The sequence below is a fragment of the Paenibacillus sp. NRS-1782 genome, from assembly GCF_050467685.1.
Classification (GTDB): Bacteria; Bacillota; Bacilli; order Paenibacillales; family Paenibacillaceae; genus Paenibacillus; species Paenibacillus terrae_A.
Map to the genome: position 1 here is coordinate 1 of NZ_JBITPH010000036.1, position 17,449 is coordinate 17,449.

Annotated in this window: 15 protein-coding genes and 1 rRNA gene; all 16 read left to right on the plus strand. The window is 47.2% G+C overall.

The features are described from left to right. Positions 1–110: 110 nt before the first annotated feature. The 16 genes from rrf to ACIFQM_RS13340 all read left to right on the plus strand — a co-directional run bounded on the left by rrf (position 111) and on the right by ACIFQM_RS13340 (position 17,412). Positions 111–227 (plus strand): 5S ribosomal RNA (gene rrf, locus ACIFQM_RS13265). A gap of 161 nt (positions 228–388) precedes the next feature. After that, positions 389–1,576, plus strand: coding sequence for a GNAT family N-acetyltransferase (locus tag ACIFQM_RS13270; protein ID WP_430038491.1), 1,188 nt, complete (start codon positions 389–391; stop codon positions 1,574–1,576). Between the two features lie 569 nt (positions 1,577–2,145). Next, positions 2,146–2,610 (plus strand): CtsR family transcriptional regulator, encoded by a 465-nt coding sequence (locus tag ACIFQM_RS13275; protein WP_430038492.1) that lies wholly within the window; start codon positions 2,146–2,148, stop codon positions 2,608–2,610. Between the two features lie 63 nt (positions 2,611–2,673). Beyond that, positions 2,674–3,198, plus strand: coding sequence for a UvrB/UvrC motif-containing protein (locus ACIFQM_RS13280; RefSeq protein WP_430038494.1), 525 nt, complete (start codon positions 2,674–2,676; stop codon positions 3,196–3,198). Between the two features lie 29 nt (positions 3,199–3,227). Continuing rightward, a complete protein-coding gene (locus ACIFQM_RS13285) occupies positions 3,228–4,292 on the plus strand; it encodes a protein arginine kinase (protein ID WP_430038496.1) in 1,065 nt (354 codons plus the stop codon). A gap of 44 nt (positions 4,293–4,336) precedes the next feature. Then, positions 4,337–6,781 (plus strand): ATP-dependent protease ATP-binding subunit ClpC, encoded by a 2,445-nt coding sequence (gene clpC / locus ACIFQM_RS13290; protein ID WP_430038498.1) that lies wholly within the window; start codon positions 4,337–4,339, stop codon positions 6,779–6,781. Positions 6,782–7,081: 300 nt separating this feature from the next. Then, positions 7,082–8,455 (plus strand): DNA repair protein RadA, encoded by a 1,374-nt coding sequence (gene radA, locus ACIFQM_RS13295; RefSeq protein ID WP_134912279.1) that lies wholly within the window; start codon positions 7,082–7,084, stop codon positions 8,453–8,455. Between the two features lie 12 nt (positions 8,456–8,467). Next, the gene (disA, locus tag ACIFQM_RS13300; protein ID WP_014278336.1) at positions 8,468–9,544 is read left to right on the plus strand and encodes a DNA integrity scanning diadenylate cyclase DisA; all 1,077 of its coding nucleotides are present in this window, start codon (positions 8,468–8,470) and stop codon (positions 9,542–9,544) included. Between the two features lie 54 nt (positions 9,545–9,598). After that, the gene (gene pssA, locus ACIFQM_RS13305; RefSeq protein ID WP_430038500.1) at positions 9,599–10,345 is read left to right on the plus strand and encodes a CDP-diacylglycerol--serine O-phosphatidyltransferase; all 747 of its coding nucleotides are present in this window, start codon (positions 9,599–9,601) and stop codon (positions 10,343–10,345) included. Between the two features lie 190 nt (positions 10,346–10,535). Further along, entirely contained in the window at positions 10,536–11,621 is a 1,086-nt protein-coding gene (locus tag ACIFQM_RS13310; protein WP_430038502.1) for a PIN/TRAM domain-containing protein, read from the plus strand. A gap of 70 nt (positions 11,622–11,691) precedes the next feature. Next, entirely contained in the window at positions 11,692–12,390 is a 699-nt protein-coding gene (gene ispD / locus ACIFQM_RS13315; protein WP_430038565.1) for a 2-C-methyl-D-erythritol 4-phosphate cytidylyltransferase, read from the plus strand. Beyond that, positions 12,387–12,878, plus strand: a complete 492-nt coding sequence (gene ispF / locus ACIFQM_RS13320) for a 2-C-methyl-D-erythritol 2,4-cyclodiphosphate synthase (protein WP_430038504.1) — start codon at positions 12,387–12,389, stop codon at positions 12,876–12,878. The genes ispD and ispF overlap by 4 nt, the downstream gene beginning before the upstream one ends. A gap of 24 nt (positions 12,879–12,902) precedes the next feature. Continuing rightward, the gene (gltX, locus tag ACIFQM_RS13325) at positions 12,903–14,363 is read left to right on the plus strand and encodes a glutamate--tRNA ligase (protein ID WP_430038506.1); all 1,461 of its coding nucleotides are present in this window, start codon (positions 12,903–12,905) and stop codon (positions 14,361–14,363) included. A gap of 485 nt (positions 14,364–14,848) precedes the next feature. Continuing rightward, positions 14,849–15,529, plus strand: coding sequence for a serine O-acetyltransferase (cysE, locus tag ACIFQM_RS13330; protein WP_430038508.1), 681 nt, complete (start codon positions 14,849–14,851; stop codon positions 15,527–15,529). A gap of 24 nt (positions 15,530–15,553) precedes the next feature. Then, positions 15,554–16,957, plus strand: coding sequence for a cysteine--tRNA ligase (gene cysS / locus ACIFQM_RS13335; RefSeq protein ID WP_430038510.1), 1,404 nt, complete (start codon positions 15,554–15,556; stop codon positions 16,955–16,957). Beyond that, positions 16,954–17,412: a Mini-ribonuclease 3 gene (locus ACIFQM_RS13340; RefSeq protein ID WP_430038512.1), complete on the plus strand. Its 459-nt coding sequence runs from the start codon at positions 16,954–16,956 to the stop codon at positions 17,410–17,412. Before cysS ends, ACIFQM_RS13340 begins: the two co-directional genes overlap by 4 nt. Positions 17,413–17,449: the final 37 nt, after the last annotated feature.

Sequence of the window (17,449 nt, forward strand, 5' to 3'; positions counted from 1 at the left end):
TAACCTTGAAGGTATGTAGAAGATACATACGACAAGCGCATGGATATTCATTCACACAATTAGTGATGAATTGAATACCCGTACGGAAGAATTTACGATGTAAATTCATGTTTGGTGGCGATAGCGGAGGGGTTCCACACGTACCCATCCCGAACACGACCGTTAAGCCCTCCAGCGCCGATGGTACTTGGACCGCAGGGTCCTGGGAGAGTAGGACGTCGCCAAGCAAAAGTCAAAATAACCATGATCTCTTTTAGATTGTGGTTATTTTTTTGTGTTTTTACTATAACATCTGTTCCTAAGGTTGACAGAGAACGAAGGCTTTGCGACACTCTAAGGGTGTGATCTTTTCGAGGAAGTCCAAGTATACGAGCGAGGTGACGAAGTTATGGAAATCAGACAATTACAACGTGAGGAATTTGAAGCTGCTATAGAGTTATCTCAGTATGCTTTTCAGTTTACATTATCCCCCGAGGATCTAGAGAAATCGAAGAAGAAATTCAAACCAGAACAAACATGGGGGATATTTGGTGGAAATGAATTGAACGCGAAGCTGACTGTGCTACCGTTACAGGTATACATACAAGGTCAGGTTTTTGACATGGGGGGTATTGCTGGTGTGGCAACATGGCCGGAAAAGCGACGCGGTGGTCTGGTTTCACGCCTTTTAACGCATGTGCTTGAAGAGATGAAGGTCGCGGGACAGAGCCTTTCTTTTCTACACCCTTTTTCCTTTGCCTTCTACCGTAAATTTGGGTGGGAAACGTATATAGAATACAAAAAGTATATTATTCCGATTGATAAATTTCCTGCCAAGCTTAAAACCGAAGGTACGGTCAAACGGGATGTGAAAGATATTTCTGAGCTGGACCATGTGTATCAAGCATATGCTTCGCGTTATAATGGTACGCTGGTACGAGATAAGGAATGGTGGCAAGAGCGGACATTAAATAAGAACTACCGGACCGCAGTGTATTACTCTGAAGCAGGAAATCCTCAGGGATATGCACTCTACAAAATTGAAGATAAGCAGCTGAATTGCGACGAACTGGTATATCTTAATGAGACGGCACGGCGGGCGTTGTGGACGTATTTTGCAAATCATGATTCGATGGTAACCCAGGGTAAATTCATTTACATTCCGGCCGATGACAATCTGCCATTTCTGCTAGATGATCCACGAATTCAGCAGGAAACAGTGCCTTATTTTATGGGCCGTATTGTTGATGCAGCTGCTTTTGTGGAGAAATATCCTTTTGAGGCCATTGGAGAGGAAACACGTTTGACCTTACATCTGACAGACCATTATGCTCCATGGAATGAAGGAATATGGACATTAACGGTCAACGCGGAAGGGCAAGGACATTTGGACAGAGTGGATTCAAGCAGTTCTTCTGAGGACGGCATAGAAGCTGACTTGAGTGTGGGAATCCAGTCGCTGACCACCCTGATGCTTGGCTATCAGCGGCCTGATGATCTGCATAAGTGGAGTCGTATTACAGGGCGCGGTGAGTCTGTGTCTGCATTAGAACGTGTAATACCGGTAAAACAAACACTCCTGCTGGATTTTTTCTAATTGGTAATGCTCTTAAATGTTCTTGAGCCTTCATTTTTTAGGAAGTCTGTCTTAAATACCTTGCATGAGGTGTGGATGATTTTAACGACATTTTTTCAGAACTCTTTCCGTAAAGGGAAGAGTTTTTCTTGTATTGTATAAAACATAATTAGATTGCGGAAAATGATATTGACCCCTTGGCAAAAATATATTTTGTGCTATAATGTGAATATAGTCAAAGAAAGTCAAAGTCAATGGAGCCTATCACGCTTCTTTTGATTGGTGTGAATACGCTGAGTTTTTAGCCGTATGCAATACATTGACCCTAACACAGCATGCAAAGACAGACCTGATTTGTAGATAAACGTCACTGTAATCTCATGAGCATGAGGGTAGGTGTATGATTTATTACGAATAAAGGTCACACTAGAAACTAAACGGGTGTTTTTAAGTGAGGTAGGAGGGCTAATTGGCCTCAATACTGGCTTAGATTCGTGACTTTACCGTTTGGTTAAGTTCAATATACGGCGGACTCTGTGGAGCGTGAAATGTACTGAATATTTGCGTTTCCGTTAGTGGAGGATGATGAAATGCGCAATGTTTCCGATATTATTGAACAATATTTGAAGAGCATATTGCTGGAAAGTCCCAAAGGTTTAGTGGAAATTCAGCGCAATGATTTGGCTGACCGCTTTTCCTGCGTGCCGTCGCAAATTAATTATGTAATCAGTACCCGTTTTACGCTGGAAAAAGGCTATGTGGTGGAAAGCAAACGCGGTGGTGGGGGTTACATTCGCATTCAGCGAATTCAACTGCCTGCTCAACATGCGATTCATACACATCTCCATCAAAGCATTGGAGAGGAAATTAGCCAATCGGCAGCGGAAGGGCTGATTTATCAGCTGGAAGAAGCACAATTTTTAAGTAAAAGGGAAGCTAGTTTAATGAAGGCTGCTTTATCAAGGGACACATTATTGCTGAAACTTCCCTATCGTGACCAGCTACGGGCAAGGTTGCTTAAGGCTATGCTAATTTCGTTGCTGGTGGCCAGATAGCGTGTGATTTAAGATTTAGATGTAGGGATTTGTAAAAATCCCGACGCTGAAGGAGGTGCTTTTATGCTGTGCCAAGAATGTAATATACGGCTGGCAACTTTGCATTTCACCAAAATTGTGAATGGCGAAAAGACAGAGTTTCATATTTGTGAGACGTGTGCGAAGGAAAAAGGGGAGATGATCCCTGGTACACCTAACGGCTTTTCAATTCATAGCTTGTTGTCGGGTATGCTGGATTTTGAATCCAGCACAAAGAGCCAGTCGCCAGGCCATAGCGGTCCGCAAAATCTGCAATGCAAGGATTGCGGTATGACTTATGCACAGTTCAGTAAGCTGGGGCGCTTTGGGTGTCCGTCGTGCTACCAATATTTTGATAGCCGCCTTGACCCTTTGTTCAAGCGTGTGCATGGCAGTACGAGCCATGTGGGCAAGGTTCCGGTTCGCACCGGAGGCCGATTGAAGGTTAAACGGCAAATTGATGATCTGAAAAAAGAGATGCAACAGCATATTGTACAGGAAGAATTCGAGTCTGCCGCTGAGCTTAGGGATCAAATCAGAAAGCTTGAAAAAGAAATAACTGAAGAGTAAAGTTTGTGAAGAGTAGGAGGGAATGCGTAATGCCCAATATCCGATTTACGGAAAAGCCGCTAAGTGATTGGATGCGTGGTGAAGCTGCGGATTCGGAGATTGTCATTAGCAGCCGGGTGAGAATTGCGCGTAACTTGCAGCATCTGCCTTTTCCGATACTTGCTACCAACCAGCAGTCGGAAGAAGCACTTCAACGCTTGACGGATATCCTTCAGTATGATGATTTAGGCCGCTTTGGTACCTTTCATACCCTGAAAATATCCGAGTTGGATGAGATCGACAAGCAGGTACTGGTTGAGAAGCATTTGATTAGCCCTAATTTGGCGAACGAATCTCGTAACGGCGCTGTTTTGATTAGCGATGATGAATCGGTTAGTGTTATGATAAACGAGGAGGATCATCTGCGTATCCAGTGCTTATATCCGGGATGTCAGGTTAGAGAAGCTTGGGAACGTGCTACGGTTATTGATGATGCATTTGAGGCGCATGTCGATTATGCATTTGATGATCGTAGAGGCTTTCTGACCAGTTGTCCGACAAATGTTGGCACAGGGATGAGAGCTTCGGTGATGATGCATCTGCCCGCATTGGTTATGACTCATCAGATTAATCGAATTTTATCCGCTGTATCACAGGTAGGTCTTACCGTTCGCGGTATTTATGGTGAAGGAAGCGAAGCGGTCGGCAATCTGTTTCAGGTATCCAATCAGATTACACTGGGACAGACCGAAGCGGAAATTATCGAAAATCTGCATGGCGTTGTACTGCAAATTATAGAGCATGAACGTTCCGCCAGGGAACGACTGATGGATGAGTCCATACTGCGGATTACAGATCGGGTGATGCGTTCATTCGGTATTTTGTCATATGCAGCGGTACTTGAATCCAAGGAGGCCGCACAGCGGTTGTCTGATGTACGTCTTGGCGTGGACTTGGGGATTTTGGAGCGTCCATCCACCTCAGCGATGAATGAGCTGAATGTGATGACGCAACCCGGATTTCTGCAAAAAAGCTTTGGTGATAAAATGAACACCGATGAGCGCGATATGTACCGGGCGAAGCTGATCCGGCAAAAATTAGGCACAACCCTTTAATATATAGAATGATCTGAAATACACACTGTGGAGGTGCAGGATATATGATGTTTGGAAGATTTACGGAACGCGCACAAAAAGTGCTTGCCTTGGCTCAGGAAGAAGCTGTTCGATTGGGACACAACAACATTGGCACAGAGCACATTTTGCTTGGCCTCATTCGTGAAGGTGAAGGAATTGCAGCGAAAGCCTTGGTTGGTTTAGGACTGGGACTGGAAAAAATTCAGGATGAAGTGGAAACGCTGATTGGACGCGGTCAAGAACAACCGACGAACATTGCCTATACTCCACGCGCCAAAAAGGTCATCGAGCTGTCTATGGATGAAGCTCGTAAGCTGGGCCATACCTATGTAGGTACGGAGCATATTTTGCTTGGTCTTATACGTGAAGGGGAAGGTGTAGCAGCCCGTGTACTGAATAACCTGGGTATCAGCCTGAATAAAGCTCGTCAGCAAGTCCTTCAATTGCTCGGCAGCAGTGAGGCTGTTTCCAGCCATCATGGTGCTCCAGCTAATGTCAGCACACCAACGCTGGACAGCTTGGCACGTGATTTGACGGCATCTGCGAAGGAAAACAACCTGGACCCTGTCATTGGGCGCAGTAAGGAAATTGAACGTGTAATTCAGGTGCTCAGCCGCCGTACAAAGAACAATCCGGTGCTGATCGGTGAGCCAGGAGTAGGTAAAACAGCAATTGCCGAAGGATTGGCGCAAAAAATTATTGCCAATGAGATTCCCGAAACGTTGCGCGACAAGCGCGTAATGACACTCGATATGGGCTCTGTGGTAGCAGGCACTAAATATCGTGGTGAATTTGAGGATCGTTTGAAAAAGATTATGGACGAGATTCGTCAAGCAGGAAACATCGTATTGTTCATTGATGAGCTGCATACGCTGATTGGTGCTGGTGGAGCTGAAGGTGCCATTGATGCCTCCAACATTTTAAAGCCTGCTTTGGCACGTGGCGAGCTGCAATGCATCGGTGCGACAACACTGGACGAATACCGCAAATATATTGAGAAGGATGCTGCTTTGGAACGTCGCTTCCAGCCGATTACGGTAGATCAGCCTTCTCCAGAAGAAGCTATTCAAATCTTGTATGGCCTGCGTGATCGTTATGAAGCGCATCACCGCGTGAAAATTACGGATGAAGCCATTGAAGCGGCAGTAAAATTGTCAGATCGTTATATCACCGACCGCTTCCTGCCGGATAAAGCAATTGACCTTATTGATGAAGCAGGTTCCAAGGTAAGGCTGAATTCCTATACGGTACCGCCAAACCTGAAACAGCTGGAAAACCGTCTGGAAGATATCCGTAAGGAAAAGGATTCGGCAGTACAAAGCCAAGAGTTCGAAAAGGCGGCTGCATTGCGTGATACAGAGCAGAAAATTCGTGAAGAGTTGGATGTTACGAAAAACCAATGGAAAGAGCAACAGGGACGTACAGATTCCGAAGTAACACCAGAGGATATTGCTCAGGTCGTTGCGATCTGGACAGGTGTTCCGGTTAGCAAGCTGAAAGAGGAAGAAACGCATCGCTTGTTGAACATGGAAGAATTGCTGCATGAGCGGGTCATTGGGCAGGATGAAGCAGTTAAGGCAGTTAGCCGCGCTATTCGTCGGGCACGTGCCGGACTGAAAGATCCGAAACGTCCAATCGGCTCCTTTATTTTCCTCGGTCCAACCGGGGTTGGTAAAACTGAGCTGGCACGCGCGTTGGCTGAATCCATGTTCGGAGATGAAAATGCGGTTATCCGAATCGATATGTCCGAATACATGGAGAAGCATTCCACGTCCCGTCTGGTAGGAGCGCCTCCAGGATATGTTGGATATGAAGAAGGCGGCCAATTGACTGAGAAGGTACGTCGTAAACCTTACTCCGTCGTACTGCTGGATGAGATTGAAAAAGCACATCCAGAAGTGTTCAACATTCTTCTCCAAGTGCTGGAAGACGGACGTCTGACGGATTCCAAAGGTCGTGTTGTCGATTTCCGCAACACACTCATCATCCTTACATCCAATGTGGGTGCACAGGCGATCAAACGTAACTCCACGCTCGGTTTTACAGCTGTTGTGGACGCTGGAGCGGATTATGATAACATGAAGGGCAAAGTGATGGATGAACTGAAGAAAAGCTTCCGTCCCGAGTTCTTGAACCGGATTGATGAAATTATCGTTTTCCATTCTCTCGAAGAAAAACACATTGCCGAAATCGTGTCCCTCATGTCCGAAGAGCTGCGTAAGCGTCTGAATGAGTATGGGGTGGACTTTGAATTGACAGACAAGGCTAAGGCATTCCTTGCGAAGGAAGGCTTTGATCCGGCGTATGGTGCGCGTCCATTGCGTCGTGCAATCCAGAAGCATATCGAGGACCGTCTGTCCGAGGAGTTGCTGTCGGGTAATATCACTAAAGGTGATTCTCTCTTTATTGATGAGGAGAACGGTGCATTGAGCGTTACGAAAAAGGATAACGTATCCGCGAAGTCATGAGCAGGCCATAAAAGTTAACGATAATCATCGGCTTTTGCCCAAAAAAGACAGAGGTATGCTAGGTTAACACAATAAAAGAGGTCCGAAAGGGTGTCACGCAGGCTGAAAAGCTATGGCGAGGGCACCCTTTTTGTGTATAAGTACTGTGGAGAGGTCGGATAAGAGCTTTGGAAAAGTTTGTGATACCGCTTTACGTCCGCCAAGCTTCAATGGTAAACTTTTATTGTTACAGCTCTTTCCGAGCTGTGTGAAGATAATCCGACATTGATCGTTGTCAAATAAGGAGCCAAGGAGCAAAGTATGGCTAAAGTGAAAACTAAATTTTCCTGTACGGAGTGCGGTTATGAATCGCCCAAATGGTATGGAAAATGTCCCGGATGCCAGGCATGGAATTCCATGGTGGAGGAAACGGAAAGCGTTGTAAAAACTCAAGGAATGGGTTCTTCCCTTCTTACTCATAGCACAAAAGATAAACCGCTCCCTATTATCGAGGTGGAGAGTGGCAAAGAAGCGCGAATTTTGACGGGTATTGGCGAATTGAATCGCGTGCTCGGGGGAGGCGTGGTGCCAGGTTCACTGGTTCTGGTGGGCGGTGATCCAGGGATTGGAAAATCTACGCTTATGCTACAGACATCGAATGAGCTGGCCTTAACCGGTTTAAAGGTGCTGTATGTGTCAGGTGAGGAATCAGTCCGTCAGACGAAGCTGCGTGCAGACCGTCTAGGTGCCTTGTCTCCCAACCTATACGTATTATGTGAGACGAATTTGGAGACGATTGAAGAAGCGGTGGACAGCTTGAAACCGGAGTTTCTGGTGATTGACTCTATCCAGACTGTATATTTACCTGAGGTAACGAGTGCGCCGGGGAGTGTAGCACAGGTGCGGGAGTGTACTTCACGTTTTATGCGGATTGCCAAGGGATTAGGTATTGCAACGGTGCTGGTAGGACATGTGACCAAGGAAGGGGCCATTGCAGGCCCGCGTCTGTTGGAACATATGGTCGATTGCGTGCTTTATTTTGAAGGAGAGCGTCACCATACGTATCGGCTATTGCGTGCAGTTAAAAACCGCTTTGGTTCTACGAATGAAATTGGTATTTTTGAAATGGCTGAAAGCGGCTTGCGTGAGGTGTCGAATCCTTCGGAGCTGTTTCTGTCCGAACGACCGCTGGGGGTGGCTGGTTCGACTGTTGTCGCCAGTATGGAAGGAACACGACCTGTATTGGTTGAGCTACAGGCGCTGATTGCGACCACGCATTTTCCTTCTCCACGCCGAATGGGTACAGGGGTTGACCATCATCGAATGGGATTGATTATAGCCGTGTTGGAAAAGCGGATGGGCATGTTTTTGCAAAATCAGGATGCGTATCTAAATGTGGCCGGAGGCGTAAAGCTGGATGAACCAGCGGTGGACCTGGCAATTGCGGTGAGTATTGCTTCCAGTTTTCGAGATGCGCCTACCAAGCCGTACGATGTGATTTTTGGCGAGGTGGGGCTGACGGGTGAGGTGCGTGCTGTATCCAGAGCGGAGCAGCGTGTGCGGGAAGCGGAGAAGTTGGGTTTTAAACGGGTGATTATGCCGGAGAAGAGTCTGAAGGGCTGGACGCATCCGAAAGGGATACAAATTGTAGGAGTAGGAACGGTGGCAGATGCATTGGCAGCCGCATTAGATTAGGGGGCAATGAGAATGAAAGAAGCGAGCCAACTGGATAAAATGAATGATTTGCTGCGGCTTGTGGCACCGGGAACTCCCTTTCGCGACGGACTGGAAAACGTGTTGCGCGCCAAAACGGGCGCTCTTCTGGTCGTTGGCTATAGCCCGGAGGTAATGGAGGTCGTGGACGGCGGCTTCTCGATTAACTGTGATTTTTCGCCGAACTATTTGTATGAACTGGCTAAGATGGACGGCGCAATCATACTGAGTGAGGATCTGAAACGGATATTATACGCAAATACGCAACTGATTCCCGACTCTTCCATCTCATCAATTGAAACGGGAATTCGGCACCGGACAGCGGAGCGGGTTGCCAAGCAAACTGGCAAGTTGGTCGTGTCCATTTCTCAGCGGCGTAATATTATTACGTTATACCAGGGAACGTTGCGATATGCGCTCAAGGAAATCGGGGTTATTTTAACGAAAGCTAATCAGGCCATTCAGACGCTGGAAAAGTATAGATCCGTGTTGGGGCAAGCCTCAACGAATTTGACGGCATCTGAATTTGAAGAGTTGGTGACTATGCCCGAGGTCGTAAATGTGATCCAACGGATTGAAATGGTGTTGCGCATCAAAATGGAAATCAAACGATTTATCAACGAGCTTGGGAATGAGGGCCGTTTGATTAGCATGCAGATGGATGAGCTTGTCAGTAATATTGAGGAAGAGGCTTGGCTGCTGTATAAGGATTATGCCAAAGACGATAGCGATGAGAAAATCCGTGGAATTATTTTGGGGCTCAAGCGTTCCACGGACGACGAGCTACTGGATGTGAATCATATTGTGCGTTTGCTGGGTTACCCGTCTTCGGCTGCGACATCAGAAGAATATATCGTGGCGCGCGGCTATCGGGTGCTGAACAAAATACCGCGTCTACCGAATGTAATTATTCATAATCTGGTGGAGCGGTTTGGACGGTTTCCGCATGTCATGACAGCGACGATTGAAGAACTGGATGAAGTGGATGGCATTGGAGAAGTCCGTGCACGTACCATTAAAGAGGGACTCAAACGATTGCAGGAACAGGTTTTCATTGACAGACAGATGTAAATGTAATACAGTGAAAGGATTATAATGGAACAATTCATATATTGAGGTGAAGAGATGATTACCAAGTCAATTCCGAACATGTTTACCTTGGGTAACTTGTTTCTCGGAATGATCGCCATTTTATTGGCCGTAGATGGAAAATACAGTCTTGCCGCTATTATGGTTATTGTCGCCATGCTGTTGGACGGACTGGATGGACGAGTGGCCCGGGCGTTGAATGCCCAGAGCGAATTCGGTAAAGAACTGGACTCCTTATCAGATATGATATCTTTTGGTGTAGCTCCCGCAGTTATTATGTACATGGTTGCTTTTCATGATGCTAACTCGGCTTTGGCCTGGACGGTTACGGCTATTTTTCCGATGTGCGGAGCGTTACGTTTGGCTCGTTTTAATGTACGTCCCGGTGTACCGGGTTATTTTACAGGCTTGCCGATTCCGGCAGCAGGTGGTGTGTTAGCCACTTTGTCCTTATTCCATAACGATATTTCCCTGTTATACATGTCGATTGCAATGTTGCTCGTCTCTTATTTGATGGTCAGCTCAATGAAATATCCGAACTTAAAAAAAGTGGGTCTTCCAAAGAAAGCGATCTGGATCGCTCCATGGGTTGTGGTTGTTGCCGTTGTACTGGCGGTTAAATTCCCGGATCAATTATCGAAGCTGATTTTCGTACCGTTGGTGCTGTATGCTTTGTATGGCATGAAACTTAATATCCGTAAGCTGTCACGTAGACGTGGGCGCGGTCGGGGACGCTCCACTCAGGAAGAACAGGATGATCAATATCGTCATTCACAGCATTAGTATTAAGCGAAAAAACAATTAAGCATTTATTTCCTTGGATCATTCAGGGAAATAAATGCTTTTTTTATGCATAAAAATCAAATACATAGGGTTAGTCGGGTGAAAATTGGATCATACTGGTAAGGAAAGTGGTGTATATCCAATAAATACAGGGTATATGAACAGAAAACAAAGGAGGTATAGAGACTCGATGTGGAGAAAGGCTATTTTAACTTTTACAGGTTTGTGCGGAGCGTGGTTCGGCTATACGTTATACCATCGGGTAGGAGGTATCGTATCATGGTTGCCCGATTGGTTGAGTGATGGTTCTTTAATGGGAATGGCTGTTTGGATGGTTGCGGGAGCTGTGTTGTTTATGGCTGGATGCTCACTTGCCGGAACAGCTGTGGCCAATCGATTACAACAGGGAATCGAAGGTTTGGTACGGATTCCGATGAACGAGATGATGGCAGGTGCGATTGGATTAGCGGTGGGCTTGATCCTTTCCTTAGCGGTTTACCCGCTCTTGTCATGGCTGGGGGCACCAGGTCAACTGATTCAAACGGCCGTTACCATCGTATGCGGATATGTGGGATTGATGGTCGGACTGGAAAAGCGGGACGAGCTGTCCTCATTTTGGAGTTCGGGTTTTTTTGGTCGAGGTACGGGCGTGGAAGAACGCAAGCTGGAGGAACATAAAATTTTGGACACCAGTGTTATTATAGACGGGCGTATTGCGGATATTTGCAAGACTGGTTTTATCGAAGGAACGATTGTTATTCCCGAATTTGTGCTGGAGGAGCTTCAGCATATTGCAGATTCGTCGGATTTGCTCAAGCGTAACCGCGGGCGGCGAGGTCTGGATATTTTGAATAAAATCCAAAAAGAGTTGGATGTAAATGTATTGATTTACGAAGGCGATTTTGAGGAGATTTCAGAGGTCGACAGCAAATTGGTCAAGCTGGCAAAGGTGCTACAGGGTAAGGTGGTAACGAACGATTTTAACCTGAATAAGGTGTGTGAGCTTCAAGGTGTATCGGTACTGAATATTAATGACCTGGCAAATGCAGTGAAGCCTGTAGTGCTGCCCGGTGAGGAAATTATGGTGCAGATTATCAAAGATGGTAAGGAGCATGGGCAAGGTGTGGCCTATCTGGATGATGGTACAATGATCGTTGTGGAAGGCGGTCGTGACTACATCGGTTCTCTGATGGAGGTGTTGGTTACGAGTGTACTTCAGACCTCTGCGGGCCGTATGATTTTTGCCAAACCGAAATTATTGGAAAAAGCTCAATAAACGCGGTATGATGAAGTAGATGTGTAATCATACGGATCGTCCAAGTGCGATCAAGGCAGGAGTCATTTCAATGAACAATCGGGTAGGAGTCGTCATTGTGGCGGCTGGGCGCGGCTCCCGTATGGGAACGCCGGAAAGCAAGCAGTTTTTGCTTTTGCGGGACAAGCCCATCTTCATACATACACTTGAGATATTCGCAGCCATGCCCGAAGTGAATGAAATGGTGATGGTGACGGGGGCAGAGGATGTCGAGCGCTGTCAAGAATGGATTCGTCAATACCGAATCGGCAAGGACGTGCAGGTGGTGGCTGGAGGCCGTGAACGTCAGCATTCCGTATATCGCGGTCTTAGGCATCTGCAAGCAGATTGGGTGATGGTGCATGATGGTGTGCGCCCACTCATTCAGCCTGAGCTTGTACGTTCATGTCTGGAAACAGCTATGCGTACCGGTGCTTCTGTAGCGGCGGTGCCTGTAAAGGATACAGTCAAGCAAGTGAACGGGGATGGTATCATTACAGCAACGCCGGATCGCCGAAGTCTGTGGAGCATTCAAACGCCACAGACTTTTCGTCTTTCCGATCTGCTGCGAGCTTACGAGGAAGCGGAGCAGGCAGGAGTTTTGGGGACAGACGATTCGATGCTGGTGGAGCGATTAGGTATTCCAGTCACTGTCGTTCAGGGCAGCTATAAAAATATCAAAATTACCACGCCTGAGGACCTGGATATGGCGGAGTTATGGGTAGATACAGAGGGAGAGGATATCAGATGATCAGAGTGGGACAAGGGTTTGACGTTCATCAGTTGGTGGAAGGAAGGCCGTGCATTATCGGAGGCGTAAATATTCCTTATGAAAAGGGATTACTGGGTCATTCCGATGCTGACGTGCTGTTGCATGCGGTTAGCGACGCCATTCTGGGCGCGCTCGGTCTGGGTGACATCGGGAAGCACTTTCCGGATAACGATCCGGAATTCAAGGATGCCGACAGTCTCAAGCTGCTGGAGCATGTATGGAGTTTGGCCAAAGAGCGGGGATACCGCTTGGGGAATATTGATTCTACGATTATTGCGCAAAAGCCCAAAATGGCATCTTATATCCCGCAGATGAATGAAGTTATCGCTCGTGCGCTGGAAGCAGAGGAACCTTCCCAAGTGAACGTCAAGGCAACTACGACGGAGCAGCTTGGCTTTGCCGGGCGGGGTGAAGGAATCGCGGCTCAATCGGTTGTCTGTCTTGTAAAGGGTATGCTATCATCTTGAGAACTTAGATTTGGAGGAGATTGTATGAACACGGTAGTTCGTGTACGTTATGCCCCAAGCCCAACAGGGCATCTGCATATTGGAAATGCCAGAACGGCATTATTTAATTATTTGTATGCTCGGAACCAAGGTGGCAAGTTTATTATCCGTATTGAAGATACAGATGTGAAGCGTAACATTGCAGGTGGGGAAGAAAGCCAGCTTAAATATCTGAAATGGCTGGGTATGGATTGGGATGAAAGCGTGGATGTCGGGGGAGAGTATGGACCTTATCGTCAGACCGAGCGCCTGGATATATACAAAACGTATTGGCAGGATCTGCTGGATCGTAGCTTGGCTTACCGCTGCTACTGTACCGAAGAAGAACTGGAACGCGAACGTGAAGAACAGACGGAACGTGGGGAGACACCACGCTACTCCGGGAAACACCGTGATCTGACGGAGGAACAGTGTCAGGCATTCGAAGCGGAGGGTCGTGTACCAAGTATCCGTTTTCGCGTACCAGAAGATCGCGAATATACGTTTAATGATATGGTCAAAGGCCAAATCACGTTCAATTCGAAGGAAAGCGGCGATTTTGTTATCGTCAAAAAAGATGGTATTCCGACATATAACTTTGCAGTGGCGGTGGACGATCATTTGATGAAAATATCGCATGTGCTGCGAGGCGAGGATCATGTCTCCAATACACCGCGACAATTGATGATCTTTGAAGCGCTTGGCTGGGAGCCTCCAATCTTTGGTCATATGACACTGATCGTGGGCGATGATCACAAAAAGCTTAGCAAACGCAACGAGTCCATTATTCAGTTTATGGAGCAGTACGACAAGTTGGGCTACTTGCCAGAAGCTATATTCAATTTTATTGCGCTGTTGGGTTGGTCCCCGGAAGGCGAAGAAGAAATTTATGACCGGGAGCAATTGATTTCGATTTTTGATCCCAACCGTTTGTCCAAAAGTCCGGCTGTCTTTGATACCAACAAGCTGGCTTACCTGAACAATCATTATATTAAAAAAGCCGATCCTGAGCGGATTGCCAGCATGGCGATTCCTCATTTGCAAGCAGCGGGGCTGTTACCGAATGAATTATCTGCGGAGCAGCAGGACTGGGCCAAGGCTCTTGTTCGCTTGTATCAGGAACAAATGAACTCTGCGTCCGACATTGTGGCTTTGTCTGAGTTGTTTTTCCGTTCGCATCTGGAGCTTGATACGGAAGCTGCGGCTGTGCTGGCTGAAGAGCAGGTTCCTGAGGTGCTTAAAGCTTTTGCTGGCAAGGTGGAAGCGAGTGAGGAATTTACGGCTCCACAAATGGCCAAGCTGATCAAGGAAGTTCAAAAGGAAACCGGCTTTAAAGGGAAACAGTTGTTTATGCCGATTCGTGTGGCCCTTACAGGTCAAACTCATGGACGAGATTTGAATGAAACGATCTTTTTGCTCGGACGTGACAAGGTACTGGACCGTCTCAGGGCACAAATTAAAGGCTGATATTTCTTGTCAATTTGTTGTCTTTTCGCTATAATGACTCCATTGATACGGATTGATATTTGCGTGTAAAGGCTGAGAACAGGAGAAGTACACTGCATAAGGGCATTTGCCAGAGAGGACGGCCGAGGGGAACCCCGGGGCTGGAAGCCGTCCAGATGACCTGCGGAGGAAATGCACCTGGGAGCCGTGCGCCCGAACCCTAATTAGCGTCGACTGCTGATATGGCAAGGGTGTGCCGAATCGTTCTCGTTACCGGACGCCAAAGACGGGCTTCTCTGCTTATATGCAGCAGGTGTGCCTGAAGCAGAGTGGGACCACGTTCATGCGTCTCTGCAGCTTAGGCTGCGGAGGCGCTTTTTCATTTTTTTCAGACTCAAGCTCGTTAAAGGTGGAAAATGTCGAAGTGTGCTGACGAATGTGAAAATTGGCGAAATATGGAGTTGTGTGAAGATGCGGCAAGGAAATGGGGGAAATAGGAGGGCGACATGTTCAGACATATCAAATCCGACATTCAAACTGTTTTGGATAATGATCCGGCCGCCCGGAGTAAGCTGGAGGTTGTTTTTACGTATTCCGGCGTTCATGCCCTTTGGGCACACCGAATCGCACATTGGTTTTATTTGCGAAAGTGGTGTACTCTAGCCCGTGTTATATCTCAGGTATCGCGGTTTATGACAGGGATTGAAATTCACCCCGGCGCTCGTATCGGAGATCGACTGTTCATTGACCATGGTATGGGAGTGGTCATTGGTGAAACCTGTGAGATCGGCGACGATGTTGTGTTATACCAGGGGGTCACTCTTGGAGGGACGGGGAAAGAGAAGGGGAAGCGCCATCCCACCATTGGGAATAATGTTGTTATAGGCTCCGGCGCAAAGATATTGGGCTCTTTTACAATTGGGGCGCAGTCCAACATTGGCTCCAACTCGGTTGTACTTAAAGAGGTTCCGCCAAACAGTACGGTGGTGGGGATTCCGGGGCGAGTGGTCAGACAGGATGGCAGACGTCCAGACCGACTTAGTCACCAACTGCCTGATCCGGTTGTGGATTCTATGCGGGAGCTTCAATTGGAAATCGAACGATTACGTGCAGAATTGTCTGATTTGAAGGATGAGCAATCTGATAAGAAACATCAGGTGACTCAAGAGAATAAACTACAAGGATAATTTTCATGAGGGAGGAATATAACGATGCCGCTTCAAATTTATAATACGATGTCGAGGAGCCGAGAGCCTTTTGTTCCACTGGAGTCTGGAAAGGTTAAAATGTATGTATGCGGACCTACCGTGTATGATTACATTCATATTGGTAATGCAAGACCTGTAATTGTGTTTGACGTGGTGCGCAGCTACCTGGAGTATTTGGGCTATGATGTGAACTATGTGGTGAATTTTACGGATGTCGATGATAAGCTGATCCGCAAAGCTAGGGAACTTGATATGGATGTTCCGGCAGTTGCCGAGAAATTTATTGCAGCCTACCATGAGGATCTGACAGGATTGAATGTCCCTGCCGCCACTATGAATCCACGTGTAACCGAGAGTATGGATCTGATTATTGATTTTATCAAGGAACTGGTAGATAAAGGATATGCCTATGAGAATGATGGCGATGTGTTCTATAGGACGAAAAAATTCAAATGCTACGGTCAGTTGTCGGGTCAGAATCTGGAGGAGCTTCAGTTTGGGATTCGCATTCATGTGGATGAACGTAAGGAAAATGCCGAGGATTTTGTACTCTGGAAGGCTGCCAAGCCAGGAGAAATTTATTGGTCAAGTCCTTGGGGCGACGGCCGCCCAGGCTGGCATATCGAATGCTCTGCCATGGCCCGCCACTATCTGGGGGATACGCTGGATATTCACGGGGGCGGACAAGATTTGCAATTCCCACATCATGAATGCGAATGCGCACAATCCGAGGTGATCACGGGTAAGCCATTGGCTCGTTACTGGATGCATAACGGATATATTCGCATTGATAATGAAAAAATGTCGAAATCACTCGGTAATGGTATTTTGGTTAAAGATTTGCGTGTTCGTCACAAGCCCGAGGCTTTACGTTATTTTATGCTGTCGACGCATTACCGGAATCCGTTAAACTACAATTATGAGACGATGAATCAGGCGGAGAACAGTGTCGAGCGGATTGCCAATGCAGTGGCCAACGTGCAGCATCGTTTAGCTAATGCGTTGAAGGGTAATGAAGAAGTATCGACCGAGTTGCAAACGAAGCTTGACGAAATTTTGCAGCAGTTTGTCGAAAAAATGGATGATGATTTCAATACGCCTGATGCGATTACTGCTGTATTCGAATGGGTTAGCGAAGCCAACCATTTGTTGCAGCGTGACGTGGTCAATCAGGCAGAATTGCAGGCGGTGCTGCATACCTTTCATTCGATGAATAATGTACTTCGCATATATTCGGAACCAAAAGAAGAGCTGCTGGATGATGAAATTGAGCAGTTAATTGCAGAACGTGTCGAAGCTCGTAAAACCAAGAACTGGGGCAGAGCCGATGAAATTCGCGATCTGCTCGCTGTCAAAGGAATCGTGCTTGAGGATACAGCGCAGGGTATGCGGTGGCGGCGAAAATGAGTGATAAGCCATTGAACATGGAGGCTTCGGAAGGTGCGGGAAACTGGTTCCCGTATCCTGCGTCCAAGCCAGCCCGCCTGATGCCGCCGATTGCACTGGCTTACATTGGCGATGCTGTGTATGAGGTCGCGGTGCGGCAATATTTGCTGGCGCAGCCCAATCTGCGCCCGAACCATTTACATCGGCGGGCCACAGGGCTGGTCTCTGCCAAGGCGCAGAGCCGTATGCTCGTGCTGCTGGAGACGGTGCTGACGGAGGAAGAACGTGATATTGTCAGACAAGGCAGAAATGCCAAGTCGGGAAGCCTGCCCAAAAATGCGGATGTACTTGAGTATCGTCATGCTACTGCGCTGGAGGGATTGTTTGGCTTTCTTTATTGTGACGGGCGTTTGGACAGAATGAGAGAATTGATTACGTATGGTATTGCACAAATGGAAAATACAGAAAAATCTTAATTTGGGAACGTCGGATCAAATGCGTCAAATATCCGCC

Coding starts and splice junctions, on each gene's coding strand:
- ACIFQM_RS13270 (WP_430038491.1), top strand. CDS start 389: ATGGAAATCAGACAATTACAACGTGAGGAATTTGAAGCTGCTATAGAG.
- ACIFQM_RS13275 (WP_430038492.1), top strand. CDS start 2,146: ATGCGCAATGTTTCCGATATTATTGAACAATATTTGAAGAGCATATTG.
- ACIFQM_RS13280 (WP_430038494.1), top strand. CDS start 2,674: ATGCTGTGCCAAGAATGTAATATACGGCTGGCAACTTTGCATTTCACC.
- ACIFQM_RS13285 (WP_430038496.1), top strand. CDS start 3,228: ATGCCCAATATCCGATTTACGGAAAAGCCGCTAAGTGATTGGATGCGT.
- clpC (WP_430038498.1), top strand. CDS start 4,337: ATGATGTTTGGAAGATTTACGGAACGCGCACAAAAAGTGCTTGCCTTG.
- radA (WP_134912279.1), top strand. CDS start 7,082: ATGGCTAAAGTGAAAACTAAATTTTCCTGTACGGAGTGCGGTTATGAA.
- disA (WP_014278336.1), top strand. CDS start 8,468: ATGAAAGAAGCGAGCCAACTGGATAAAATGAATGATTTGCTGCGGCTT.
- pssA (WP_430038500.1), top strand. CDS start 9,599: ATGATTACCAAGTCAATTCCGAACATGTTTACCTTGGGTAACTTGTTT.
- ACIFQM_RS13310 (WP_430038502.1), top strand. CDS start 10,536: ATGTGGAGAAAGGCTATTTTAACTTTTACAGGTTTGTGCGGAGCGTGG.
- ispD (WP_430038565.1), top strand. CDS start 11,692: ATGAACAATCGGGTAGGAGTCGTCATTGTGGCGGCTGGGCGCGGCTCC.
- ispF (WP_430038504.1), top strand. CDS start 12,387: ATGATCAGAGTGGGACAAGGGTTTGACGTTCATCAGTTGGTGGAAGGA.
- gltX (WP_430038506.1), top strand. CDS start 12,903: ATGAACACGGTAGTTCGTGTACGTTATGCCCCAAGCCCAACAGGGCAT.
- cysE (WP_430038508.1), top strand. CDS start 14,849: ATGTTCAGACATATCAAATCCGACATTCAAACTGTTTTGGATAATGAT.
- cysS (WP_430038510.1), top strand. CDS start 15,554: ATGCCGCTTCAAATTTATAATACGATGTCGAGGAGCCGAGAGCCTTTT.
- ACIFQM_RS13340 (WP_430038512.1), top strand. CDS start 16,954: ATGAGTGATAAGCCATTGAACATGGAGGCTTCGGAAGGTGCGGGAAAC.